The sequence below is a fragment of the Deltaproteobacteria bacterium genome (assembly GCA_016180845.1).
Lineage (GTDB): Bacteria > UBA10199 > UBA10199 > JACPAL01 > JACPAL01 > JACPAK01.
In genome coordinates, this window is sequence record JACPAK010000005.1 from 21,220 (window position 1) to 47,124 (window position 25,905).

The following is a 25,905-nucleotide window of genomic DNA, read 5'->3' on the forward strand; positions in this document are numbered from 1 at the left end:
ACCCCTTGCATTCTTTCCCTCAATATTAGATAGATGCGCCGTTATGAAAATTTTGGTTGCCGAGGACGAACCCAAGGTCCGCAATTTCATCAAAAAAGCGCTCGATGATGCCGGATTTGTTACCGATACCGTCGCAGAGATCCTCGAGCTCCTGACGAGCCTTAAATCAACCCCCTACGACATATTGGTACTGGATCGCCTCCTGAAAGGACGGGATTCACTCGATTTCCTTTCCGACATTCGAAGGTCCGCTAGCGGGACGAAGGTTTTGATCTTAAGCGCCCTTTCCGATGTGGAAGATAAGGTGAAGGGTCTCACGGAAGGAGCCGATGACTACCTCTCCAAACCGTTTCATGTGGCCGAATTGATCGCCCGGATCCGGGCGATGCTCCGACGTGACGAACAGAGAAAAAAGGCGATCAAGGATACGATCCTTGTCTTCGAAGACCTGAAAATCGATCTCGAAACTCAAAGGGTCTATCGAGGCAATAAAAAGGTCGACCTCACCGGAAAGGAATTTCGGATCCTCTACCTACTCGCCAGAAACCCGGGCCAGATCTTTTCAAAAACAAGCCTCCTCGATCAGGTCTGGGATATGAATCACTATCCGGAGAGCAATCTTGTCGAGGTCACGATCGCCAATCTTAGGTCCAAGATCGATCGAGGGTTCAAGGCGATGATTCAGAGCCGGCGTGGGTTAGGTTATTGGCTCGGCGAACCGTGAAATTTTTCCCTAAAATACGATCCGATTCCTCTTTGGCTTCCAGAATTACGTTGACCATGTGGGTCATGACGACAGTCAGCACCTTGACCGCTGCCCTCTTGATCGGGAACCTCCTTGTTCGGAGTCATCGCGAATCGATCCAGGCGCAGCTTCAGGCGACCGCCACGAGTCTTATTACATTAGGCATTTCTGATTTTTCCGAATTGAATGATTTTGAACAACTGGATCGCTTCATCGAAGATGCGCTTCAGATGGACAAGGTCGACAAGATTGTTCGTATCTTCAACCGATCAGGCAAACTCATTTTTACGACGGTCAAGCTCGGTTATGACCATCTCTCCATCAAACTGGGGGACAAAAGCAAAAAACCATATTTCATCCCGCTCGAAGGAAGCACACGAAAATATGAAAGCCTCGTTGTCCCTTATGAAGAAGGGGGCCGACTCAAATTTTATCTCCAGATCGCCATTCCACTCCCGAAATATCATGAAATGCTCGCCTCCCTCTGGTGGCAGGCATTCCTGATCCTGGGACTGTTGGTCGGTGTCTCTCTCTTCCTCGCCAGACAGCTGTCGGCACGTCTCTTGAAACCGGTCACAACGATCGCCACCCATCTGCAAAAGATTGATCCGGAAAAAATGGACGAGTGGAAACCGCTCCCGATGGATGAAAAGGGGTATTATTTGAAAGCGATCATCGATGGGATCAATCTGCTCGTCGCCAAAACAACCGCAGCGGTCAGGCAACTCCGCAAGATGAGCCGGTATGTGGCCCACGAAATGAGGACTCCGCTGACCGTCCTGCAGGGCGAGGCCGAAACGGTCCTTCAAAACCAGGCCGCTTCCAGAGACGACTATGCAAAGGTCCTGAAGAGTTCATTAGAAGAGGTCCAGAGGATGTCCGAGATTGTCACGACGGTCCTGACTTTGGGCGAATCAAAAATCCGACAGAGCCTCCCGATACTTCAGCCCGTGAGTCTGATCGCCTGGACAAAAGACAACCGACCGTTGTGGGAAAAAACCCTCGGTCGACCCCTGCAACTCTCTCTTCCAACTTCTCAAGCAGGGGTGGTTGTTCCGATGGAACCTCATCTTCTTTTTCAACTCGTCGATAATCTGATGCGCAATATTGAAGAACATACCCCGTCACAGACATCGTGTACCGTTGCTATCGAGTCGTCTGAAAAAGAGATTTCCCTGATTATCGGTGACGATGGTCCCGGACTCCCGGCTCCCCTTCTTCAGGCATTAAATGCAAACGACATCACCGATGAAAAGATCGGTATCGGTCTCCACCTCTGCCAGAAGATTGCCGAGACCTGCGGACTTAAGCTTCATTACAGTTCTGGCGCCGATGGAAAGGGACTCCGTATTAAAGTTATTTTCCCATTTTAACTTTTGACAACTTCAACAAGACTGATAAAAAGTCCCAGCTTTTAAAACTGAGGAGGATTTCATGAAAATGAACCGATTCTTCACCTTCATCCTGTTCGTGGCGGTTTGTTCCCTCTCAAGTGCCGCTTCTGCAAGTGAGGTGGAACTCAAAATCCCGGAGCTCCTGACAACCTATTCTCTTTTCGGACACCTGATCGCCGGAACCACCTTGCTCAAATGGGGTATCGGTATCTGCCTCCTCGGGATGCTTTTTGGTCTTTGGGAATATTCAAAGATCAAACGACTCCCGGCCCATCAGGCGATGCTGGATATCTCGAGCCTCATTTATGAAACCTGCAAGACGTATCTTCTGCAGCAGGGAAAGTTTCTCGTTCTGCTTGAGATTTTTATCGGCGCCGCCATTTTTTATTATTTCCTTATTCTACAACACCTCGCTTTCCCCCGTGTCCTCATGATTTTTCTGTTCTCGATTTTGGGGATTCTCGGCTCGTATGGAGTCGCCTGGTTTGGGGTCCGGATCAACACCTATGCCAACAGCCGGACCGCCTTCGCCTCCCTCTCTGGCAAGCCTTACCCCGTCATGGATATCCCGCTTAGGTCCGGCATGTCGATCGGTGTCATGCTGATTTGCGTTGAATTATTCATGATGATCTCGATCCTGCTCTATGTACCGAAAGAGAGTGCGGGAGTCTGCTTCGTCGGGTTTGCGATCGGTGAATCGCTCGGCGCCTCGGCCCTCCGGATCTGCGGTGGTATTTTTACGAAGATCGCCGATATCGGATCGGACCTCATGAAGATCGTCTTTAATATTAAGGAAGACGATGCCCGAAATCCTGGTGTCATTGCCGACTGCACCGGAGACAACGCCGGTGATTCGGTCGGACCGACCGCCGACGGTTTCGAGACCTACGGTGTGACCGGCGTCGCCCTGATCAGTTTCATCGTGCTCGCCGCCGGGATGGTTTTCGGAACCGATGGTAAACTGGCGGCAACCGCCGAGGCGAACGCGATTCAGTCCAACCTGATCATCTGGATTTTTTCGATGAGGGTCTTGATGATCGTCACCTCGATCGGCTCCTACGCGCTGAACAAGGTCGTCTCTCACACCCTTTACGCCGGAAAATCAAAGTTCAACTTTGAGGCCCCACTCACGACACTGGTTTGGATGACCTCTATCCTTTCAATCATCGTCACATATACGGTCAGCTACCTTTTGATCTCCGATATGGGAGATCTCTGGTGGAAACTCTCGACGATCATCAGCTGTGGGACACTGGCCGCTGCGATCATTCCTGAATTCACGAAGATCTTTACCTCCGCAAAATCCAAACATGTTGCTGAGATCGTCAGCGCCGCTCGAGAAGGAGGGGCGTCACTCGCCATCCTTTCGGGTCTTGTCGCCGGAAATTTCAGTGCCTTCTGGAAGGGGATGGTAATGGCGGGATTGATGCTCGTTGCCTTCATGACCAGTCTCACTGGGCTCGATGCCTATATGGTCTATCCAACTGTCTTCGCCTTTGGCTTGGTCGCCTTCGGATTTCTTGGGATGGGGCCTGTTACAATCGCAGTTGATAGTTATGGACCGGTTACCGACAATGCCCAATCGGTTTTTGAGCTTTCCCAAATTGAAACCTCACCAAACGCCTCTCAAGAGATTGAGCGACAATTCGGATTCAAACCGAACTTTGCGCAAGGAAAGCATCTTCTCGAGGAGAATGATTCTGCAGGAAATACCTTCAAGGCGACCGCCAAGCCGGTCTTGATCGGCACCGCGGTGATCGGGGCAACAACGATGATCTTCTCGATTATCCTGCTCCTGAATCTCCGACTCGATCTGTTGGATCCACGTGTCTTGTTGGGACTGATCTGTGGGGGAGCGGTTATCTATTGGTTTACCGGCGCGTCGATGCAGGCGGTCACGACCGGGGCCCATCGAGCGGTCGAGTTCATCAAGAAAAATATCCGGCTCGAATCAAGCGAAAGCGCATCCGTCAAAGACTCAAAGGAAGTCGTGAAGATCTGCACACAGTACGCCCAGTCCGGGATGTTGAATATCTTCGGCGTGATCTTCTCGTTCACATTGGCCTTCGCCTGTTTTGATCCGACCTTTTTTGCGAGCTACCTGATCTCAATCGCCGTCTTCGGTCTCTTCCAGGCGATCTTTATGGCGAATACCGGTGGCGCCTGGGATAATGCGAAAAAGGTGGTCGAGGTCGATCTGAAGGAAAAGGGAACCCCGCTTCATGCCGCAACGGTTGTCTGCGACACGGTCGGAGATCCTTACAAAGACACCTCATCCGTTGCACTGAATCCGATCATCAAGTTCACGACCCTCTTCGGTCTCCTCGCGGTCGAGATCGCGGTCTCGGCACACGATATCGCCCTGAGAATTGGGGTTGTGCTCTTCATCGTCGGTCTCTTTTTCGTCTGGAGATCATTCTACGGGATGAGAATTGGAGCGAAGGGGTAATCGATGTCTTCTCGGAATCAGACACAGCTCCTCGAAAAAATCTCCAAGCGGGATCCGTTTGGTCGCACCCTCTTTCGTACCTCACGACCAAAAAGTACCTTGGCCTCCGCAAGGCAGGCCGGTTACTTTCTGGTCAATAAAAAAGAGCCCCCTGCAAGCAACGTCGCCCCTAAGATCCAGTTCCAAGGGCAGATGATCCTGCTTAAAAAATAGAAAAACACAACTTTCCGTATTGATTGCCGACAATGAGGCCATCTATGAGTCTGGAAATCGGCCCTTTTTATCGACACTCCTCTATTGCCTCTTTACCCGCTATCCCTTTTGACAAGGTAATGGGTACTGATGATCTTATCGATCTGGGAAAACAATTTCTCGATTGGCTACAACCTCCCTGTTCGTCGGTACAAATCTCTCTTTATTCCTCTGCCTCTCTGATCGGTCTCCTGACGGGATTGGTGACCGGCAAGATCACCCACTATTTTACCCGCTCCTCGGCAGGATCTTTAGGGGTAGGGATCACTGTGGGACTGCACCTTGCCTTTCTGATTCCGATCCTCTGGAATCATGATCTCTCACCCCTTAATCCTCCTATCTTTTCAGAATTCCCCTGGAATCATTCCGAAGGAGAGCCTGTTGAGGGTCAACAAGAGCTGCCGATTGAACCAAAGAAGAAAATTAATCTTAGGACTCACCTCTCATTCAGCAAAAAACCAAGAACCCAAAAAGAATTAATCAAGGTAGCCCAAAAAGCGCTAGAGGAGTGGAAACAGGATCGCTCCAAACAACATGACATTGGTCGTTTTCTGATCGAGGCCGAAATGGCTGCTGAAAAGAGCCGTTCGAGAAGGGCCCTGTATGGGGCCTATCTGGAGCGTTGGGAAGAAGGGATAGAGACGATACGGACCGACCTGCAGCATCTTCGAGATCAGGACACAAAACGAAGTTGGGAAGATGATCTGGAATTCATGATTGGAGCTCTATTCGACGAATTTCCCGCCCTTCATTCCTACCAAATTGGAAAGGCAAGAATCACCGGTATTCTCGGCGGGGGGGGAGGAAAATGTAACGCCCACTGCCGAACAGAAGTTTCTGCAGGCTTGGCCCTCCCGTTGACACTCCCTCCCGGATACCTTTTGGCATTGCAACGATCAGAAAATCCCCACTGCCAGGCGATTGTTTATGACCAAAAGGAAAAGAGACTTCGAGACCCGAATATTCCAGAGAGAAACTGGAGCACAAAGATTGAGGCAACCATCTTTGATCCACATGTCATCTATCATGGCTACCTGAAGGCACTCTATGCCCAAGGGATTAGAGAGGCGATCTCCCCACTCCAGGATGAGGATTTTATTCTGGCGGAACCAAACATGGAGACAGAAGGCCAACCGGTCCTCTCTCGTTCCGATGATGACATCCTGATGCTTCCTTCCTCAAAGGGATTTTTGTCTAACCTTCCGAACTCAAATCCTGAGGAAGGGTATACTCCTAACCCCTATAGGTCAATCGTCCCCAGTGCGAACCGCTCTTCAGGAACTGCCCTTGTCGCCAGATCGCTCAGCTCACTCCCGCCTGACTCAAGTTTCTTAAGTGAGATGGAAAGGAGCAAGGCCCCATTTATCATTATTAGCAATCGGGATGGTAATCGATCGGAAGTACTTTTCCGCACCGATGAGGAGGTCAGACACTACAATGAAGAAGGAAAAGATTTTTACTTCCCGCTCCTTTTGAGATCCCTCGACGAGAGATTCTCATCTTCTTCCACAAACGACCTCTTAAGATTTCTTGAAGATCCAACAATCGCAATGAACTACCCTCTTCAAAGACTGTGGGAGATTTTTGGTCTCTTAAATCAGATCAGCTATCTTGTGACGACCCTCTATCCATACGCCGCTCAAGGCAGTAACTATTTGACACTGGATCGAAAAGAGGCCATCGCCTTCTTCCGCCATCATCACCCATTGTTTCGAACCGTTTCGGAAAAGGCAGAGGCGCTCCATTCAAAAATGACCCGAAATCCAGAAGATCTGATCCTGCTCCTGGATCAACTCTCCCAGGAACAACGTGACGTAGCGCTCACAATCTTCTCACAGGGCTTTTCGTCAGTCGTTCCCCCCAAGGACCCACGGATCGATGCACTGCAGAGGTCATTGCGAAGGACGATCGAGGACCCAACCCTCTTCGGTATTGGGGATAAGGTGGCCACAAGAATAGAGGAAACTGACAAAACGCCGGAGGTTATCGGCAATAGACCTCAAGGATTTCGTTTTATTCGAGCCCGATTGGAAATCGATCCGAAGAGAAAAATTCAGGAATGGGCTGATCAGGGGACCACCCGCCATCGTATCTCCGCGGCAACCCTGCTTGATCTGATCTTCTATACCGATGCACGCCGATGGAATGAAAGACTGACCGATGAGATCATTCGAAGTGATCGGAAAGGACGTTATGATGACTCTTTCATAAGACATTGTTTTGCTTTAAACCGGCTCGTCCCGTTGGAGGCGAGAACCCACTTTATCACCACTGAGGAGAGACAGTTTTTACTGGAATTTGGTTTTGATCGTGAAGATCTGAGGGTCTTGAGAGACCATCGCGGACGTCTGCGTCTCTCCCCTGATTTGGCACGAGCCCTCCAGACGATTCTCAAACGCCAAAAGGCTTAATTTGAAGCGCCTCCTCTACCATCTTCTCATGCTCAGAAGGATTGGCCCAACGGGCCTGACCCTCCTTCGGAAGCAGGTGGATCGGGTCGAAATAAAGATAGAGCTGGTTTGGATTGATATTCGGTGAGCGATAGACACTGATCCCGGTTGTCCGGTTGTAATATTCATAGGAGTGCACTTCCCGTTTCCCACCACCACCCGGCGCATCGACGACAAAGGTCGGCGTGTTGTAGCCGGCGGTCGCCCCACGCACCTCTTTTTCTAATTCGACCGCCGTCGCAACAGTGGTCCGGAGGTCTTCGACCCCCTTCACCATGTCATGCTGATACACGTAGTAAGGGTGGATATTGAGATAACCCAATTTTTTGATCAGGAGTTTCATCGTCTCTACATCGTCATTGATCTGCCGCAGAAGAACCGACTGGTTCCGAACCACAACACCATCCTCGAAAAGCTGATCCATTGCCCGCTTCGTGATCCCGGTCATCTCGTTTGGATGATTAAAATGGGTATGGAGGACAACATCTTTATGCATCTTTTTGCCACGAGTCACGACACCGAGGAAGGCATCATACCACTCACGATCGGTCAGGATCTTCATCGGCATGATCGCGAGCCCCTTCGTCGCAAATCGCATCCGCCGGATATGTGGGATATCGAGAAGCGTATTCCCGATCAACGTAACCTGATCCGGCCTGAGATTGTAGGTATCTCCCCCACTCACGACAACATCCTCAATCTTCTCATGCGCACGCAGATAATCAAAAACCACCTTCCATCTCTCAAAGGTGCCACTGACGTGGATCTTCTCGACCTCCTCCGTATCCAGACCGACCGCATAACTCCGCGTACAGAAGCGACAATAAACAGGACATTTATCCAATGTCAGAAACAGAACCTTGTCCGGATAGCGATGGGTCAATCCCGGGACTGGTGAGTCTTTCACCTCCGACAGTGAATCGAGACGAAGCTTCGGGTGATCCGGCATCAAGACAGAATTGAACGGCAAAAACTGGCGGCAGAGAGGATCCCCATAGGGATCCTTCCAATCAATGAGCGAAATCAGATAAGGGGTCATCCGGACAGACATCGGGACATGATGCAACCCCTCCGCGATATCGGCATAGACCGGCTCTCCGATCAACTTGCCAATCGTCTCACGAAGTTTTTCGACATTCGTCACCGCATGACGCGACTGCCAGTGACTATCGAGAAATGTTTTTTCGTCAACCTCTGAATAGGCAGGGATCTTCCGCCAAAAACCCCCCTCGAGAAATTGACGATGCATAACTCAAATTTATTCCCTCCTCCAAAAACTGTCCAGCTCAACTTTTTATCGTGCAGAATTTAGGCCGAAACTCTTCTGGTCAAAAATCGAATGAGCTGATAGGGGGACAAAAAATGGGTTCGATCTCCGGACTCGGCTTCGATCTTCCGATGGGTTTCACCCCACGGTCCGATCTGCCAACTTATCAGCCACAACCAACAAACTATCAGGTCACGACTGGTCTTTTGGCGGCAAACCCTTATTTCATACAGAGAAGGGAGGCAGATCACTTCCTCGCCTGGTGGGAAGGTTTCAAGGCACGCCTCACAACAAGAGAAGGGATCTACGAGTCTGCCAAGCTTGTCATCGGCCTCAATCTCGGGATGAAACTTGCGATGAAGGGGATCCTTTTCGGTCTCACAAAGGCATTTTCGGCCAATGGGAGACAGACCCCTAAGGGTCTCTATTGGATCTCGAACCTCCTCCTCTGTGGCGTTATCTCCGGAGCGATGACGTTCTATCAAAGAAAAGGAGATAGGTCTCACGAAGAGGGGTTTCTGAGGCAATGGGCTGTTGCATTCGGCTCATCTCTCCCCTCGATGCTGATCGGCATGAGGGCTTTGCCAAAATTTGGGCTTCGCGCCACGATCCTCCAGGATGCCGCCCTTGAGATCCCTCAGGCAATTGCCGCGATGGGGGCTGGGTATCTCCTCGAGGGGGTTGGGGCAAAAGAGGAAATGAGGATGGGATTTGGTGAAAGATTTCTGATGGAAATAACCGAAGGGCTCTTCTTCATGGGGGCGGGACATGCGGTTGGGGCAACGCTTGATCTCACCTCAATCATTCCAATTCCGGACATTCCGATCCCGGACAGGATACGACGGGGAGGAAGAGAGTCGGCCGGTGTCGCGCCAGGGGAACCAAAGAGTTTCAAGGCCTGGCTCCCTTTTGGAGGACTCTACCCTGCCCGTCGGCCCCAACCGGTAAAAAGGGTGCAGAGTCCGGGACCGGAGGCGGTCGTCTTCAGCAAAGAAAATCTCGTCTCAAGCCTTCAAGAGGGTCCTGACGGAAAACAGCAACTCATCATGCAGAAGGTTTATCTCCCGGACCTTCCTCCAGACGCCACAGAACTCCAGGGGGGATATATCCATCTCGTCGGTCAAAAGGAATTGAATGGAAAATTCAATCAGGAACCGTTTGAACCGGGAACGACGACGCTACGAGATGAATTCGTCCAGGTACAGGCGTATTACTATCTTTCGAAGGCGATCCATCGGCTCGAGGAGCTGGGATTCAAGATCAAAGAGATTCATGGGTCGATTCATAACGGTCGACTCCATGAAATCCGAGTCATCATCAACGCCTTCGATGAGGCAAACGCCTTTTTCAGTCCACCAAAAGACTTTCTCGCCTTCGGCATGCATGTCGGTTCCGATGGAGATGTTGTCGTCCATGAGTTCGGTCACAGCCTGCTGCATCATGCCGATCCCCGACTCATCTCCGAATTCGGGGGGGAGGCAGGGGCGATCCATGAAGGGACAGGGGATGCTCTGGCGACATTGATCCATGACGATCCCCACCTCGGAGAATTTTTTGCTGCCGCATTCCTTGGACAAAAACCGCGACATGACAGCGGACTTCGACGTGTCGATCATCACAAAAAACTAAGTGAGGTGGGCACAGAGGTTCATGATCGCGGAGAGGTCTATGGTGGGTTCTGGTGGTCCCTGAAACAGCGCTTCATCGAGAATTTGGGGCTATCCCGTCAGGAGGCGAATAGTCTCGCATTACGTCTGTTGATTAATCATGCCTTCAGTTATCCGACGGCAAGCCCGGCCCCTCATGATTTTGTCGATGCGATCCTGCGTGGCGCGCGTGGGGTGGAGAGGGCTGGATTATTACCGAAAGAGTCGTCGATGATGGAGACAATCAATAAAGAGGTCCTCGCCGAGGCGACCGCGCGTGAATTGTGGCCACCGCCAGAAGTGACCCCTCCTCCACCACCGACAACACCTCAACCCGGCTCAGCGGCCCCCTGGTATCTTCGATGGGCCCATGGGGCGCGGGACTATTATCATAGCGTTCTGCTCCCTCCAATCTTTGATAAGATCTCATCCGCCCCTCACCTCGGCGGGAGGGCTGATTTTTACCAGCAGAGACACGCAACGCCGTATGGACAGGTGGAGGTGGTCGGACATGGGACAACCGAGTGGCGTGGGATGCGTGGAGAACCGGTCGAGAGCGCCAATCGGGATGTCCGACCGATTCAGGATGGGGAGATTTCGCATCAGGTCGATGTCCGGTTCAGTGAGGCACTGGATGTCGTCAGAACACAATTGATCCAGGAACGTGAACAACTGAGAGGCGCTGTAGAGGAGCTTCGAGCCCAACGTTCCCTGGAAGAATTAACAGAAGACGAGGCTGAGAAGATTCATATAGCGGCGAAACGTTTTCAGATCCTCGGTTTCGCACTCGAATATCTCGAGAAAAACGCCCATCAGATCCCCCGTGAGCTGGTTGTCTTCAAAAAAGAGACCCACCTCTCTTACTGGATCGATCTTGGCTACGCGACCTTCCTCGTCCCGGCGACACAAAGGGCGTTTAGGGAGCAACAGCCTCTCTGGGGACTTGGTATTTTTGATTGCGCCCGCTAACTTTTTCCCTTGAATGAGTCCTCGTCGGTATTCTACTTAAAGGAGTAATGCCAGCCATCCACTTTTGGGGTCTCATCCTCTCTCTCCTTCTCGTCTTGTTCCTTCCCTTCCTAATTCATAAGATCGAACAAAATCTGGAGATCTTTCTTTTTCTGATGGGTTGTTTCACCGTCACACTGACCGGCTCCTGGAATCTCCATCTCGTGAAAGAAGGGTTTGTCGAACCGATTTCAATTACCGTCACCGTCCTGATCGCAGGACTGGTCTTTCGTTTTTTTCGGCAGCGGATCCGAAAAGAGATCTTCTCACTGGAAAAACAGCTCGGTTATCCCCTCTTCGCCTTTCTGCTCGTCACCATCCTGGGGCTTTGCTCGAGTGTCATCACCGCCATCATCGCCGCCCTTGTCCTGACCGAGGTTATCAGCGGCCTGCGTCTCGATCGACGTTCGGAGATCCTCCTCGTTGTGCTCGCCTGTTTCGCGATCGGACTTGGGGCGGCGCTGACCCCTGTCGGTGAGCCACTCTCAACAATTGTCGTCGCGAAACTCAGAGGAGAACCGTACCACGCCTCATTCACATTCCTCCTGAAACTCCTCGGGGCCTACGTCGTCCCCACTATTGTGATTACAGGACTCATCGCCGGTTTCGTTCATACTCGAGCGGTACGAAAGGAAGAGAGTCTTCAGACCGATACGGCAGAAACGATATCATCCATTTTTGTTCGGTCGTTGAAGGTCTATCTCTTCGTGATGGGGCTTGTTTTTTTGGGTCAAGGTTTCCGCCCGATGATCGACACCTATGTGAGCCATCTCCCATGGCAGGTCCTCTATTGGGTCAACTCTCTTTCGGCCGTTGTCGACAACGCGACACTGACCGCCGCCGAGATCTCACCGGATATGACAGTCTTCCAGATCCGCTCAGCGTTAATTGCACTCCTTCTCTCCGGTATCGGCCTGATCCCAGGAAACATCCCCAACATCATCTCAGCAAATAAATTGGGAATTAGCGCCAAGGAATGGGCGAAATGGGGGGTGCCTCTCGCCTTGCTTTCGATGTTGATCTATTTCGTGATCCTGACAGGGCTATCAAATTGATAATATTATCAATTTGATAGAGGCCTCCTTCTTGCGAAGCTACCATTTATGTCCATGATTTTATGACCATTTTTTAGAAAATCCCTTCTACTATCCGCTTGGCATACATATTGCTCCTCTAAGGTAATAATGAGGCTTATTACCGCCGTTTTTCTCGGGTGCCTTCTGTTCTCATTTTCAGCCAGCACAGCCCCCCTCTCTCAGGACAAGGCGATCAGAAAAGTCCGGCCGCTCAAAAAAGAGATCCGGAAGGGAAAACCTTTCACGAAGAGATGGCGCCCCACCCTCCTCCCCCAGAAAAAACTCTTCATGATCACCGACAGGAATTGGCAAGATGTCCTGTCACTTGTCCCGATCGTCACCAAGAAAGGGACATTCGGCGGACGACTCCGCTATGCGATGATCGTCTATCATCCGGAACGAACCCCTTCCCTCCAGAGACCGATCGCCCGATTTATTGATGATTTCGAACCTTTCAAAATCTACACCTTCGGAGAGATCCCTTCTTCAATCTTCGAGGAGGCTGATTTCGATCTGGATGACGTGGAGGCGAAGACTGTTTCGGAATACCTCGACAGCTGGAGCGGTTATTCAACCGTTATCTATGTCGAAAACAACTATTCCTTGGCACTGCTCGCGAGCTCCTATGCCGCCTTGAGGGAGGCCCCACTTATTGTTGTTGGAAGTGCCCTGGACAGACCGAACCGCATGGAGGGAAAAAACGTCGTTCGGGTTGGCACTGTTTCGTGTCCCTCAGGTGCCGCTTCCTGCGAAGGACCTTTCTCTGCCAATGAGATCAGCCGTGACTATGTCACACGGTCCGGCACCAACAAAATCATCCTCGTGAATTCAAACGACCTTAATCAAACAACAAAGGTCTCGCTTGTCGCCCCAATCCTCGCAGCAGGCAGAAAAGAGGTTCTCCTCAGCACAACATCCACGGATCACCTCGTGATCGATTCCTATCTGAACGATATGTTTGGTTACCTTGGTTTCCGATCCGGATATCTCACGATCCTGGCCCATCCCTCTTACGTCCCAATGAAAACAAACGTAACGATACGTAGCGAATCTCGAGAGAGGCGTGGCGAATATATCGATCACGACTATCCGGTTGACGTCGACAACCGGTTTTATGGCACGCCCGGTGAGAATCTGATGGGGCCTGTAGAATTTGCCGTCGGCCGCATCTTCGGAAAAGGATCAAGCCTCTATGTCGCACGAAGTCTCTTTTTCGGAGAGCTTCCTCGAGCCCATGAGAGGGCACTATTCGCCACCCTTTCCAGTGAAGAGGAGACCGATGACATTCAGACAGGGTGCGGTTTTTTTGCATTCTGCCCTTCCCCGAGAATCTGGTCGGAAGAGACCCGTCTCGCCATTGAAACGGCATTCCCGGAGATGAACTTCCTCGAGGGAACTGACACTGAAATCACTGAAGCTGAAAGCTTGACCCAAGAGGAACGGAATGAACTCTACCGCACGAGCCACTTTATCTACTACCATGGGCATGCCGGTTCCGATGGGCTTTCCTCCTTCTCAATATTCTCTCCTGATGTGACGGATCTCAGTTATCCCTTCCTTTATCTCGTCGGCTGTTCAACCTGTAATACCGATTCCAATCCAGAACCTTTCTGCGCAAGGAATCTTCAGGAAGGGGCGATGGGTCTGATCGGAACCTTCGATGATGGTCTCAACATGGGGTACACGAATGGAATCCTCCGAGATATGTACCTGAACGGACTCCCGATGGGAGAGGTCATCAAAAACGTGAAGAATAGCCGGGCCTGCACGGAGCGATTTGATACCTGCATCTATGAAGGGCGCGCCGGAAACATGCGTCAGATCCTAATTGGCGACCCGCTTTTACAAGCCAAGTGGTGGTAAGATCTCCTCGACCCTCCCCTCGCGCATCAAGACTATCCGATCAGCCAGATCGGTCGCCTCATCCTGATGGTGTGTCACATAAAGACAGGTCATCTGGAATTCACGATGGAGTTTCTTGATCTCCGCACGCATCTGGACCCGAAGCTTGGAGTCCAGATTCGAGAGCGGCTCATCAAAAAGCAGGATAGACGGTTTCAAAACAAGCGCGCGGGCAAGCGCGACTCGTTGCTGTTGGCCCCCGGAGAGCTGATCGGGATGACGATCACCCAAATTCGTAAGTTCCAATTCCTTCATGACCTGGGCAACACGCCGGTTCTTTTCATCCTTTTCTACATGCCGGAGCTTGAGGCCATAGGCGATATTTTCCACAACCGTCATGTGTGGAAAGAGCGCATAGTTCTGAAAGACAAGCGGAAGCCCCCGTTTGTGGGCCGGAAGCCGTGTCACCTCCTGGCCATTCACAAAGATCTGACCCGATGTTGGTACCTCAAAACCGGCAAGACACCGAAGGACAGTTGTCTTTCCGCAACCGGAGGGACCAAGCAAACAGACAAATTCGCCTGAATTGATTGAGAGGGAAAAATGATCCAGGGCAACGATCTCCTGTTTCCCATTCTTGTCAGGGAAATATTTGGTGAGTTCTACGAGTTCAATTGCGGACAAACTCCCTCCTCCTCCCCCTCGTCGCTATCCGAAGAAAAACGAGAACTGCTGAAACAACCATCATTACAAAGACACAAAGCGCCGCTGCCTGCGAAAGTTCGCCGGTCTCGACGTAACCCAAGATCGCAATCGTAATCAAGTTCCATCGCCCGGAGACGACAAAAATCACAGCGCTGATCGCGACCATGCATTTGATAAACGAGTGAGCAAGACTTGAAAACAACGCCGGCTTCAGAAGCGGAAGCGTGATATCTCGGAAAACCTGAAGACTGCTCGCTCCCAGCGAGTGGGCCGCCTCTTCAATCCCCTTATCGATCTGTTTCAAGGTCGCGATACCGGCTCGAACCCCTACCGGCATATTTCGAAAGATAAAAAGAAGGACGATAATGAGCCAGGTTCCCTGCAGCAGGAGAGGCTTTGTATTGAAGGCAAGGATATAGCCAATTCCAATGACGGTACCCGGAACCGCAAATGTCAGCATTGAAATAATCTCCATCGCCCCACGGCCGGCAAATTTTTTGCGAACAAAAAGATAGGCAAGCGTCAATCCTAATAGCGTATCCAGCGGTGTCGCGATCGCGGCAAGGATGAAGGTATTGCCGACATAATCAGCCCCTTCCCGAAAAGTGGTGAGGAAGTGACCCAGCGTCAGTGCATGGTTCACCCCCCAGATCTGTGTGAGAGACCCATAAAAAACAGTGCCGTAGAAGAGGATCGTCAGGCTCGAGATCAGGAGGGCGATCGCGGCGAGGATAATTTTCGGGAACCTCCCGACATCCGCAATCCGGGCGGTTGACGGTTTTCCGGTCACGGTGGCGTAGGGTTTCCTCTCCAGATAGAATTTTTGAATAAAAAATGCGGTCAGCGTCGGTACGAGCAGGAGAATCGCCAACGCTGCCCCACGGGAGAGATCCTGCTCAGCCCCAACTATTTTGAGATAAGATTCGACAGAGAGGACACGATAATTTCCTCCCAGGATCAGTGGAGTCCCGAAATCAGCGAGTGATTCGATGAAGGTCAGAAGCATTGAACTCCCCAATCCGGGAAAACTCAGAGGGAGCGTGACATACCAAAATGTCTGCCAGCCTGTCGCCCCCTGATTGATCGAGGCCTCTTCGATCGACGGATCGATCGTCTCCAAGGCACCGAGAACAACGAGATAAGCGAGCGGGAAGAGATGCAGGGATTGAACAATCAAAAGCCCCCAGAAACCGTAGATTGAAAAATCCCATTCAAAGAGGCGCGTGATAATCCCCTGCCGGCCGAGGAGGATGATTGCGGAGAGGGCGACAATAAAAGGAGGGGCAATAAGAGGAAAAGTTGCCATCCCGCGGAAGAGAAATTTCCCGGGCAGATTTGTCCTTCCGACCAGATAGGCAAAAAAATAACCGATGAGGGTTGAAATACAGGAAACAATAACGCCGAGCAGGAGGCTGTTCAGGACAGGTCTTCTCAAGACCGGATCGGTAATTAGTTTTTGGTAAACGAAGATTCCATCAGTCGACGCGAAGCTTGTCTCGATCACCTTGAAGAGGGGGTAGACAATGAAAACGGTCATTAAAAGACCAAGGAGCAAGATCGCTAGCCTAACAGCAGGTTCTTTTGTCATTATTTCCCAGTGACTTGTCTCCACCGAGCGAGCAGTTGCTGATGCCTCTCCACCGATTCATAAATATCGACATCGATCTTTTTGACCGTCTCACTCCTCACAATAAAGGGATTTTTCTGAACGCCGGGATGAATAGGCGTCTGATTCCACTCTGCCAGGAGATTCTGGGCCGTCGGGCTGAAAAGCCAATCAACAAAACGTCTCCCCCTCTCGAGATCGGGTCCTCCCTTGATCAGCGACGCCCCCCCCACTTCAAAACCGACCCCCTCTTTCGGAAAGGTGAGCTCGAGCGGATACCCCTGCTCGATCCCCTTGTGCCTGATGTCATGCGAGAAGGCGATACAGACAGCGACCTCTCCAAGGCCTGCCTGCGTGACACAGGCTGAACCCGACTCGCTGTAGTGACCAATCTGACCGTCCAGCGCCTTCACAAATTCAAATCCCTTTTCTTCCCCCATCAACGAGATAAGACTTGCGAGGATCGTATAAGCAGTCCCCGAGGTATAAGGATAAGCGACCCCGATCTTCCCCTTGAACACCGGCTTCAGGAGATCCTGATATGAGGTCGGTGCCTTCATGTTATGTTTTTTGAGAAATTCTGTATTCGCCCCAAAACCGATCACGCCGATATACCAACCGTTCCAACCATTCATCCGACCTGTCAGTTGAGGAGAAGGAGGGAAACTACGACGCGGTTGATACGGTTCGAGAAGCCCCGCCCTCTCCAGGATCACATGCTCATTTGATCCGCCACCGATCCAGACCGCCGCATGCGGATTGGCCGACTCACTCTGGATCCGGGTCAACGCCTCACCGGTGGATAGACGGACAAACTCGACCTTTTCACCGGTCTCCTTCTCAAACGCCTCGATGAAACCCTTCGTCTCTTTTGCATCCATGGAGCTGTAGATGCGAAGTGGTTCGACCCGTTTTTCACAACCGAAAAAGAGAAGTGAAAAGAGAAAAAAGGAGACAGAGATCCATCTCATCGATCTCTGTTAGATCTAATTTTTAGGGGGTCGTCAACTCAATCCCGGAAAGGATCTGCTTGACTCCTATCGTGGGAGGGTTACTTCCTGTGACACTTACCCAAAAAAATATGATGCTTGGAAAGACAATCTCCTGCTGGCTCTTCGGCCTCCTGAAAATCCCGTTGATCTTCTATGTCCGCCCGCGCGTGATTTCAGCCAACACCGATCACTGTGAGGTGAAGATTCCGCTGACGCGGAGGACACAGAATCACTGGCGGTCAATGTATCTCGGCTCCCTCGCGATCGGCGCCGATCTGGCAGGAGGACTGATCCTCATGGAGGTGATTAAGTCCTCACACGAAAAGATCAGTTTCATTTTTAAAGATTTCACCGCGAATTTCCTGAAGAGACCGGAGGCGGATGTCCATTTTATCTGTAAAGAAGGTCACAAGATCCGTCAGGCGGTCGAAGAGACGATCAAAACCCGCGATCGGGTCAATACAACCATCAACATCATGGCCAATACCCCAAAATTAAGCGGCGAGGTCCCGGTAGCGACGTTCGCGATTACACTCTCCCTGAAGGCCAGGTAATCAAGCCGGTAAACTTGTGACCTAATGTCACAAGGCAAACGGCGCGATGATCCAATGATTTTCAAAACCTCGCTGGACACGACGCGGGGTTTTGAAAATACCTTATAAAAAAAGCGCAACAAAATTCCTTAATAATCGAGAAGATAAGAGATTATGAATACCGACCTTAATTTAACAGACCTGATCCAGCTTCTGACCACTGAGCTCGGGTTTGGATCAGAAAGTCCTACCTTCTCCAGAGACGAATCTGATTGGGTGGCACGAAAATTCCATCATGATGAAAAAGGCTCTGTCTTCATCCATGCCGGCAAGGATCGCTATTCACAATATGTTGAGTTAATACGTCGAACAGACACCACCTTCCGTATCCGTGCCGAGCTGAGGCCTGACGGGACACTTCGATCTATTGAAAAGGAATTTTGGTGGCCGGAAGGGAGGGATCTCACCATTCGAGAGGTCTTTTCGCCACCGATTCCGGGAAGGACCTCGACAGAGGGAGACCTCCCCTTCCTGGTCAGTTTCTGGAGAGATTCGAGCCCCCCGCCGCATGGAACCCCCGATCCTTATAGCCCAAGGGTCGATTTCCGTACCCCCAGTGAGACTTTTTGCACGAATTCGCGTATGAGAGGACCTGTTCAACTGAAACTCCTGCCCGAAGGGAGATTCCTCGAAGTTATGGGGGAAGGAGTTCCAGACATCTTTGGTGTTTATCACCGCCGAGAGGCGTTGAGAATCCGGATGGCCTCCAATCCGGGCCCGCAGGAGAATGCTGTGAATACGTTGTTTGTTGCGCTCAAAAGGGCAGCCAGTATCACCGTCGAGGTTCCCGGTGAAGACTATAGAAACGGCCCGCCGGGTTTCCGAAGGTTTGGCTGGTCCAAATTCCTGATTGGGGCAGGAATCCTAGGAGGTTTTCTGCTCGCTGCAAATCTCTCTTCTATTTTTTCTCAAGACGCCTAACTCAGGAACTCCCGGACAAACTCAGTCGCCGGTTTGTGTCTCAGTTCCTCTGGAGTTCCTTGTTGCTCAACCTTCCCCTTGTTCATCACAATCACCCAATTCGACATCTCCATCGCCTCTGCTTGATCGTGGGTCACATAGACCACAGTCGTCTTAAAATCCTTCTGGATCTGCTTGATCTCCTGACGCATCCCGATACGAAGCTTCGCATCGAGATTCGAGAGTGGTTCATCCAAAAGCAGCATCAAGGGTTCCATCACGAGCGCACGACCGAGCGCCACCCGCTGTTGCTGACCTCCAGAAAGCTCATCCGGATGCCGCTTTTCGAGTCCCTCCAGATGAAGTGCCTTCAGGACACGACCGACACGACTGATCACCTGATCCCGAGACATCTTTCGAACACGTAAAGGATAGGCGATATTATCGAAAACATTCATATGGGGCCAGATCGCATAAGACTGAAAGACCATCCCCAGGTTTCTCTTCTCAGGGACAATGAACTGACGACCATCGGCAACGATCTGGCCATTCAGATCAATCGTCCCCTCCGTCGGTTCTTCAAGCCCCGCGATCAGACGAAGCGTCGTCGTCTTTCCACACCCTGAAGGTCCCAGCAGGGACAAAAATTCCCCCTTATCAACCCTGAAATTGATCTCCGACAAGACAAGGGTCGTCCCATAGATCTTCTGAACATTCTTGAATTCAAGTATCGGCATCTCTTTTAAACCCCGAGTCTTCCTCGACTCAATCTTTTGACCAAAAAATTCAGCCCCAAGACAAGAAACAAAATAACCACCGCCAGCACAGAGGCGAGAAAAGGGCTTTCATACTCCTGCAGATGAAAAAGCCTCAACCCCACCGTCGGAAAATCAGCCGCGCTCAGGATGACCGACATCGTCAATTCAGAGAAAAGGGGGGCGATCAGCAGAAAGAGCGCCGTCGAGAAGGTCCCTTTCAGAATCGGGACCCAGATCGAACCCAGCGTTCGAAACCACGAGGCACCACACATCAAAGACGCCTCCTCAAGACTCTTGTCAACATTACTCATGGCCGGTGAAATCACACGGAGCCCGTAGTTCAGATACTTGGCGACATAGGCAAAGAGCAATAAAAAATAAGCGGGGGAACCTAAAAAACTAAAGAGGATCGCAAAGGCCAAAATCGTCCCCGGCGCGGCATACGGCAAAGAGGCAAATGTCACCATGAGGTTTCGGAACCGATAGCGCGTCTTTTCCCGATAATAGGCGATAAAAAAACTCAAAAAAACGATCAGGATCCCTCCCCCAAAGGCGAGCAGGAGGGAATTAAGGATCGCCTGTTGCATATCTTTTCGCATCAGGACCCAACGGTAATTATCCAGAGAAAGATCCCAGTGTCCGTAAACCTTCATGAGACTCGTGACCAGAACTGTTAAGAGAGGCATCCCGATCGCGAGCACAGAGAACAGGATAAAAACCGAAGTCATCGGAAGACGCCAGTGACGAAGATTAATTTCCAACTTCCGCGTCTGTTTTCCCCCGAGTGTCGCATAACTTTTTCGATTCAACCATTTTTCAGAAATATAGCCGAGGCCGAAGGCAAGAACCACAATCGGCACAGAAAGCATCATCGCCTGACTCAAGGCGTTCGGACTCCCGATCTTGATCCATTGATAAATCTTTGTTGTCAGCACAGTAATCCTGCCGGGTCCCCCGATGATCGCCGGCACTGCAAAGCTCGATATCGAACAGAGAAAAACCAGGATCGACGAGCCGATCAGTGCCGGCCGCAGAAGCGGCAATGTGATCGTGAAAAAAACCCGGAAGATCCCCGCCCCGCACATACGTGCCGACTCCTCCAGTGAACCGTCGATATTTTCCAGGACGTTGCTGATATTCAGCATCACGAAGGTGTACCAATAGAGCGCCTCGACAAAAACAATCCCGCCTATCGAGTAGATATTAATCCCCGGCAAAATCTCCTTCAGCAGCCCCACACTTGGATTTGCGAGGATCGCCCATCCGATCGCGATGATGATGGAGGGGATGATATAGGGATAGAGGAGGAAGCTCTTGATCCCTTTTTTCAGAAAAAGATTCGTCCGGCAGAGGACAAAGCCGCAGAATGTCCCCAACAGAAGAGAAAAAAAAGTGGTCAGAGCGGCGATCAGGAAGGTGTTCCAGATGATCCGGACGAGACTTGTATCAAAAAGTGAGAGCTCAATCCTGGAAAGCGCGAGTTGTATCAGATTAAAGAGGGGAAGACCACTCACCAGGATCGTCACCAAAACGGTCAGCCAGAAGACGGACCTCTTGGTCGTCATCCGGTATCGCTGGTGAACGACAGGTAGCTGCATTATCGGAGCAGAATCTCGGCAAATGTGTCTTTAAAGGTTTTTTCTTCCTTCTGGGCAAATTCGAAAAATTTTTCTGAAAGTTCAAAAGAATTTGCCTTGAGTTCGGAAAATGGGCGTGCCCCCGGAGGGATCCCGGCTCGTGGATCCGGGACATGGAGATGACCGGCGATCGTGATCTTCTGCCCCTCCTCCGACATTAGAAAGTCATAGATCTTTTTTGCAATTTCTTTATGTTTGCTCGCCTTCGGGATCCCCATCGGACCGGGGGTAATCACGACCCCATCCGAAGGATAGATGATCCCCAGATCGGGATTCTTGTTCTTCCTCATTTCAAACAGCATGCTCTCTTCCAGGATCAGTCCGATCGGCCTCTCCCCCATCACCATCCGCTTCATGACCGCCGAATTCCCACCGGCAGAGATCAAATCGTTTTCGCGTAATTTCCGCAGAAAATCGTATCCATATCGATAGGCAAAGTTCAGCATGAGGGTATAGTTCGTTCCTGATTCCAGCGGGCTTCCCGATGAAACCTTCCCCTTCCATTTCGGGTCGATCAGTTCCTGAAACGACTTTGGGGCCTCCGCCTCGCTCAGGAACTTCTTGTTATAACCGATGACCATCACTGAAATGCGTGGCGTGGTAAAGGTCCCCCCCGGCCCTTCCATCGCATCGGGCACATCGTAATCCAGCTTGGGTTGATACGGCTCCCAGAACCCCTCTTCCGCCTTTTTTCGACACCAGAAAATATCGGCGAGCAAAATGAGATCCGCCTTAATATCACCGGCAAGTTCCTCCAACGCGAGCTTCGCCGCCAGGTTTTCAGAACCGTTCTGGAACCATTTGATATTCAAACCGGGAAACTTCTGCTTTAGCGCTCGATCGTAAATCTCGACTGTCTCCGGATAGACCGAGGCGTAGATCCAGACCGGTTCTGCACTTTTCTTGGTACAAGCCACCAGAAAGGATGAGACGACAATGGCACTAAAAATCAAGAGAGTGAGATACTGTTTACGCATGGAACCTCCTGCTCGTGTGAGTGGTCGTCTTAGCCCTGGAGGTCAGGGACCGTCAATTCAATTCATTCACTTCTGGATCTTTAAAGAAGATTGCGTATAAAACCGGAACAATGTCCGGGGGGATACAAGAGTCTGTTTTTGAGATTGGCCAGAGGCTTATCGATGAGGCCAAAAAGTTTCAGCCGACCCTTCATGAGAGAACGGTTCAGTCCCTCATTAATGTCACACTGAAGGACCCGAAAATCCGTTCGAGGTTACTTCGCTTTATCTGCGCCCTCCCCCAACTCCAAGATTCACCAACCGATCTCTTGCGATTTAGCCGCGACCTTTTTCTGCCGATCGTCGACTCATTTCCTGCCAGACTTCGTCCGCTCCTCAAATTAGGCCTGAACCGGTTCACCACCCCCCTTCTCCGACTGGGACCGGTATTTATGAGCCGTCAATTCTTGGGAGGGACCAACGATCAGGAGCTCCAGACGATCGTCAAAAAACTCAAGAAAGAGAAGATCGATGTCACGGTCGACAATCTTGGTGAGTTTGTCACCTCCGAAGAGGGGGCCGAGCGATACTTCAAGAGGGCCCAAAGGCTGATCACCCTTTTGGAGAAAGGGAGTTCCGTTTCACTGAAGGTCACTGGCCTGACCCCTCATTTCGATCCCTACGCACCCAACTTTATACTGGACCCAAACCGACCTCTTTACCGGAGGTTCAAGGAGCTCATGACAATCTGCCACGAGAGAGATCTGATCGCCTTTATCGATGCCGAACATTTTCAAAACAACGCCTTGATGTATGAGCTCCAGAGAAGGGTGCTCGATGAACTCTCTTCCTATCAAAAGGCCGGATTTGTCGTTCAGGCCTATCTTCGCGAGTCACCACAGTATCTGGAAAAAATCGCTCAGTGGGCGCAAAAACAGCGTCGTTGTTATGTCCGACTCGTGAAGGGGGCCTATCATGAGCAAGAGGTTTGCTTTGCCCAGCAGCGTGGTTCTCTGATCCCTGTCTTCATGCAACAGGAAGAGACCGATACCAACTTTCGGAAACTCACCGATCAACTCCTTTCACTCCATGAATTTATCACCCCCTGTATCGCTGGTCACAATGTCCGTGAGATTGCCTACGCAATCTCGCGTGCCCAGCAAATGGGAATCCTCCATAAACTCGAAATCCAGTGCCTCTACGGAATGGCACAAAATCTCCAGACGGCACTGGTTCGGATGGGAGTTCGGGTCCGCGCGTATGTTCCGCATCTCACCGCACTTGATCCAAGATCCCCTGCCGATCCTGCAGAAGGAATTCACTACCTGGGCCGACGCCTCATCGAAAATGGATCGATTTCGTTTCAAAAAATCCAGATCACGAAGGAAACGGATCCTAAGAAGCTGCTTCGGCTGAATGATGTCCCCCTTGAGAACGATAAATTGGCAAGGGTCGATTCCCTCCCGAAGGAATACCAGACCACCCTCCCCTCCTCCGGTTTTCGTCCTACCGATTATCTCAATCCTGTAGAACCGGGACGGTTGGAAAAATTTTGGGGGGAATATGAAAAAGCAAAGAGGGCGGGTCCTGCCTCGGGTTCCGCGAGCGAGGATGATCTGAATCGTCTTTTTGAAAATACAGCCCCCGCCCAAAAGGAATGGAGCCAACTTCCTGTCAAGCGCCGCACTGATATCTTGCTCAAAATCGCCGATGAGATCGAGAAACGCCGCGACTTTTTGGCCTCGATCATGATCCTCGAATCGGCCAAGCCGATTGTTCAGGCTGATGCCGATATCAAGGAATGCCTCGACGCGATCCGCTACGCCGCGCTCGATGCCCGGAAAAAAGAGGCCGAAGGTTTCTTTGAAAGATACGAACCACGCGGTATCGCCGGGATCATCTCCCCCTGGAATTTCCCCTCTGCGATCCCTTTCATCGGCGTCTCGAACGCCCTCGCGAGTGGGAATGCAGCGATCTTGAAACCTTCTGAACTCGCTCCGAGGATTGCGATCGAGATCGTGGAGATCTTCCGAACGCATTTGAGAAATGAAAATTTAAATCCCGACACCCTGCAACTGCTCCTCACGGATCAGGTCATACGGAGCCAACGCTTCGTTTCGGATCGGAGGCTTGAGGCGATCTCCTTCACTGGCTCCAAAAAGGTCGGGCTCGAGATTGCCGCTGCAGCCAAAGGGCGTTCCGTGACGACCGAAATGGGGGGAACGAATGCCTTTGTTATCGGAATCGATGCCGAGGTGGATCAAGTGGTCGTGAATATCCGGTATGGCGCCTTCGGCTACCAGGGACAAAAATGTTCGCATATTCAAAACATTTTTATCCCCCACCGAAAATTTGACCTTTATGTCGATCGGCTTCGCGAAATGGCCGCTTCGTGCCTCGTCGGACCCGCCGATCGGCCAGAGACATTGATCGGACCTTTGATCCATGAGCGAACTCAAAGACATCTCGATCAGATATTAAATGAGATGCCCCCTGAAAATATTATTTATGATGGCCAACAAAAAAAGGTTCCGGCCTATCCACGTCTCGTCGGTCCAACGGTCATTTTAAATAATGAAAGGCTCCTGACCGAGGAGTTTTTTGGTCCCCTGATCAATCTGATCCCCTATGAGACACACGAAGAGGTTTTGGAGAAAATCCGGCGTTCGACCTATGGGCTGACCTTCTCGATCCAGACCGCTTCACCCAGAATCAGGGAATTTTATTTAAAGAGGGACCTTGAAAAAAATACCGGGGTCCTCGCTGGAAACCTCTACTGCGAGATGCCACCGGTCGGCGCCGAGATCGCACTAAATCCGTTTGGTGGTCCCGGCATCAATCTCTCGGGGACTGGCGGAAAGACCGGTGGACCGGAAAGTATGATGACGTACTTAAAGCCTCGGGCAGTGGCTCATGAGTTGGAACGTCTCCCAACCGACGAGGAATGGAGATCATTGGCTCGGAAAAAAGGAAATGACTTCCGATTCATCGACCCAACAGAACTTCAGTACCCCGGCCGCACCGACCTCTTGGAAAGGACGCCGATAGGCGATGGAGTGATTGTCGTTGATCCCGAGATGGATGAGTCAACCCTCCTGCGACTTGTTTATAGCTACCTTTCGACAGGAAATACCCTCTCACTCCTTGTCCATCCCTCTAAATTCAAACAGACGGAAAACTTTGTGAAAAAACTGGGGGGGTATGGTTTTGGATCTGTTCTGATCCGAATGGCCCCGATGTCTTCTCTCGGAAGGTCCGAGAACCTGTCTGAGAGCCACCTTGAATCCGGACGATTTTCCGTAGGGAAGCCTTGGACCGAAGGAAAATCGTCCGACGGAACCGCTCGAGTTTCGCAGGACCTGGAGAGAGGAGACGAGGGGCCATTCGGATCACCACGATGGATCCACCTCCGTCACGGATTCCAACCGGGCGACAACTTCTACGCGATGATCCACGATCCAGCGAGAACCGAACGCCAGGGTTTCGTGACACGAGTCAGCGATGCCCCTCCCTGGATCGACGACCCTCACTTCCTTGCAAAGACACAGATCCATCGGGTCATCAGTATCAATACACTCCATTCAGGGGATATAGAAAAGGTGGAGATTTAAAGGAGGAAAAAGGGCAAC

Annotated in this window: 18 protein-coding genes; 11 read left to right on the forward strand and 7 right to left on the reverse strand. The window is 51.2% G+C overall.

Going from position 1 to position 25,905, the window contains the following annotated elements; all coding sequences use genetic code 11:
* The first annotated feature begins 43 nt into the window (after positions 1-43).
* The 5 genes from HYT76_07960 (at position 44) to HYT76_07980 (ending at position 7,251) form a co-directional block, all read left to right on the forward strand.
* Positions 44-724: a response regulator transcription factor gene (locus tag HYT76_07960; protein MBI2083490.1), complete on the forward strand. Its 681-nt coding sequence runs from the start codon at positions 44-46 to the stop codon at positions 722-724.
* A gap of 32 nt (positions 725-756) precedes the next feature.
* Positions 757-2,118 carry a hypothetical protein gene (locus tag HYT76_07965; GenBank protein MBI2083491.1) on the forward strand — a complete coding sequence of 454 codons (1,362 nt, stop codon included), beginning with the start codon at positions 757-759 and terminating at the stop codon, positions 2,116-2,118.
* A 67-nt stretch (positions 2,119-2,185) separates the two neighbouring features.
* Entirely contained in the window at positions 2,186-4,588 is a 2,403-nt protein-coding gene (locus HYT76_07970) for a sodium-translocating pyrophosphatase (protein ID MBI2083492.1), read from the forward strand.
* A 3-nt stretch (positions 4,589-4,591) separates the two neighbouring features.
* Positions 4,592-4,801 carry a hypothetical protein gene (locus HYT76_07975; protein MBI2083493.1) on the forward strand — a complete coding sequence of 70 codons (210 nt, stop codon included), beginning with the start codon at positions 4,592-4,594 and terminating at the stop codon, positions 4,799-4,801.
* A 44-nt stretch (positions 4,802-4,845) separates the two neighbouring features.
* A complete protein-coding gene (locus tag HYT76_07980) occupies positions 4,846-7,251 on the forward strand; it encodes a hypothetical protein (GenBank protein MBI2083494.1) in 2,406 nt (801 codons plus the stop codon).
* On the opposite strand, the gene HYT76_07985 is transcribed toward HYT76_07980, so the two are convergent.
* Complete coding sequence (locus HYT76_07985; GenBank protein MBI2083495.1) at positions 7,232-8,539, reverse strand: KamA family radical SAM protein; 1,308 nt, start codon at positions 8,537-8,539, stop codon at positions 7,232-7,234. The genes HYT76_07980 and HYT76_07985 overlap by 20 nt on opposite strands.
* A 113-nt stretch (positions 8,540-8,652) precedes the next feature.
* Here HYT76_07985 and HYT76_07990 point away from each other — a divergent pair, with 113 nt between their 5' ends.
* The 3 genes from HYT76_07990 to HYT76_08000 all read left to right on the forward strand — a co-directional run bounded on the left by HYT76_07990 (position 8,653) and on the right by HYT76_08000 (position 14,150).
* Positions 8,653-11,172, forward strand: a complete 2,520-nt coding sequence (locus tag HYT76_07990; protein MBI2083496.1) for a M36 family metallopeptidase — start codon at positions 8,653-8,655, stop codon at positions 11,170-11,172.
* Positions 11,173-11,219: 47 nt separating this feature from the next.
* Positions 11,220-12,266 carry a DUF1646 family protein gene (locus tag HYT76_07995; GenBank protein MBI2083497.1) on the forward strand — a complete coding sequence of 349 codons (1,047 nt, stop codon included), beginning with the start codon at positions 11,220-11,222 and terminating at the stop codon, positions 12,264-12,266.
* A gap of 129 nt (positions 12,267-12,395) precedes the next feature.
* Positions 12,396-14,150: a hypothetical protein gene (locus tag HYT76_08000; protein ID MBI2083498.1), complete on the forward strand. Its 1,755-nt coding sequence runs from the start codon at positions 12,396-12,398 to the stop codon at positions 14,148-14,150.
* Here HYT76_08000 and HYT76_08005 read toward each other — a convergent pair.
* From HYT76_08005 to HYT76_08015, 3 genes are read right to left on the reverse strand one after another with little or no spacing between them, the layout of a single operon-like run.
* Positions 14,130-14,813 carry an ABC transporter ATP-binding protein gene (locus tag HYT76_08005; protein MBI2083499.1) on the reverse strand — a complete coding sequence of 228 codons (684 nt, stop codon included), beginning with the start codon at positions 14,811-14,813 and terminating at the stop codon, positions 14,130-14,132. The two genes, HYT76_08000 and HYT76_08005, sit on opposite strands and share 21 nt — an antisense overlap.
* Entirely contained in the window at positions 14,800-16,422 is a 1,623-nt protein-coding gene (locus HYT76_08010) for an iron ABC transporter permease (GenBank protein ID MBI2083500.1), read from the reverse strand. The genes HYT76_08005 and HYT76_08010 overlap by 14 nt, the downstream gene beginning before the upstream one ends.
* Complete coding sequence (locus HYT76_08015; GenBank protein MBI2083501.1) at positions 16,422-17,411, reverse strand: ABC transporter substrate-binding protein; 990 nt, start codon at positions 17,409-17,411, stop codon at positions 16,422-16,424. The genes HYT76_08010 and HYT76_08015 overlap by 1 nt, the downstream gene beginning before the upstream one ends.
* 110 nt (positions 17,412-17,521) lie before the next feature.
* Between HYT76_08015 and HYT76_08020 the strand changes: the two genes are divergently transcribed.
* A complete protein-coding gene (locus HYT76_08020; GenBank protein ID MBI2083502.1) occupies positions 17,522-17,986 on the forward strand; it encodes a DUF4442 domain-containing protein in 465 nt (154 codons plus the stop codon).
* A gap of 153 nt (positions 17,987-18,139) precedes the next feature.
* The gene (locus tag HYT76_08025) at positions 18,140-18,946 is read left to right on the forward strand and encodes a hypothetical protein (protein ID MBI2083503.1); all 807 of its coding nucleotides are present in this window, start codon (positions 18,140-18,142) and stop codon (positions 18,944-18,946) included.
* On the opposite strand, the gene HYT76_08030 is transcribed toward HYT76_08025, so the two are convergent.
* The 3 genes from HYT76_08030 to HYT76_08040 are packed head-to-tail and all read right to left on the reverse strand — an operon-like array spanning position 18,943 to position 22,297.
* On the reverse strand, positions 18,943-19,662 hold the full coding sequence (locus HYT76_08030) for an ABC transporter ATP-binding protein (GenBank protein ID MBI2083504.1): 720 nt from the start codon (positions 19,660-19,662) through the stop codon (positions 18,943-18,945). The genes HYT76_08025 and HYT76_08030 overlap by 4 nt on opposite strands.
* Before the next feature lie 5 nt (positions 19,663-19,667).
* Positions 19,668-21,281, reverse strand: a complete 1,614-nt coding sequence (locus HYT76_08035; GenBank protein ID MBI2083505.1) for an iron ABC transporter permease — start codon at positions 21,279-21,281, stop codon at positions 19,668-19,670.
* The gene (locus HYT76_08040; GenBank protein ID MBI2083506.1) at positions 21,281-22,297 is read right to left on the reverse strand and encodes an extracellular solute-binding protein; all 1,017 of its coding nucleotides are present in this window, start codon (positions 22,295-22,297) and stop codon (positions 21,281-21,283) included. Before HYT76_08040 ends, HYT76_08035 begins: the two co-directional genes overlap by 1 nt.
* 110 nt (positions 22,298-22,407) lie before the next feature.
* Here HYT76_08040 and HYT76_08045 point away from each other — a divergent pair, with 110 nt between their 5' ends.
* The gene (locus tag HYT76_08045) at positions 22,408-25,887 is read left to right on the forward strand and encodes a proline dehydrogenase family protein (protein MBI2083507.1); all 3,480 of its coding nucleotides are present in this window, start codon (positions 22,408-22,410) and stop codon (positions 25,885-25,887) included.
* The last annotated feature ends 18 nt before the right edge of the window (positions 25,888-25,905 follow it).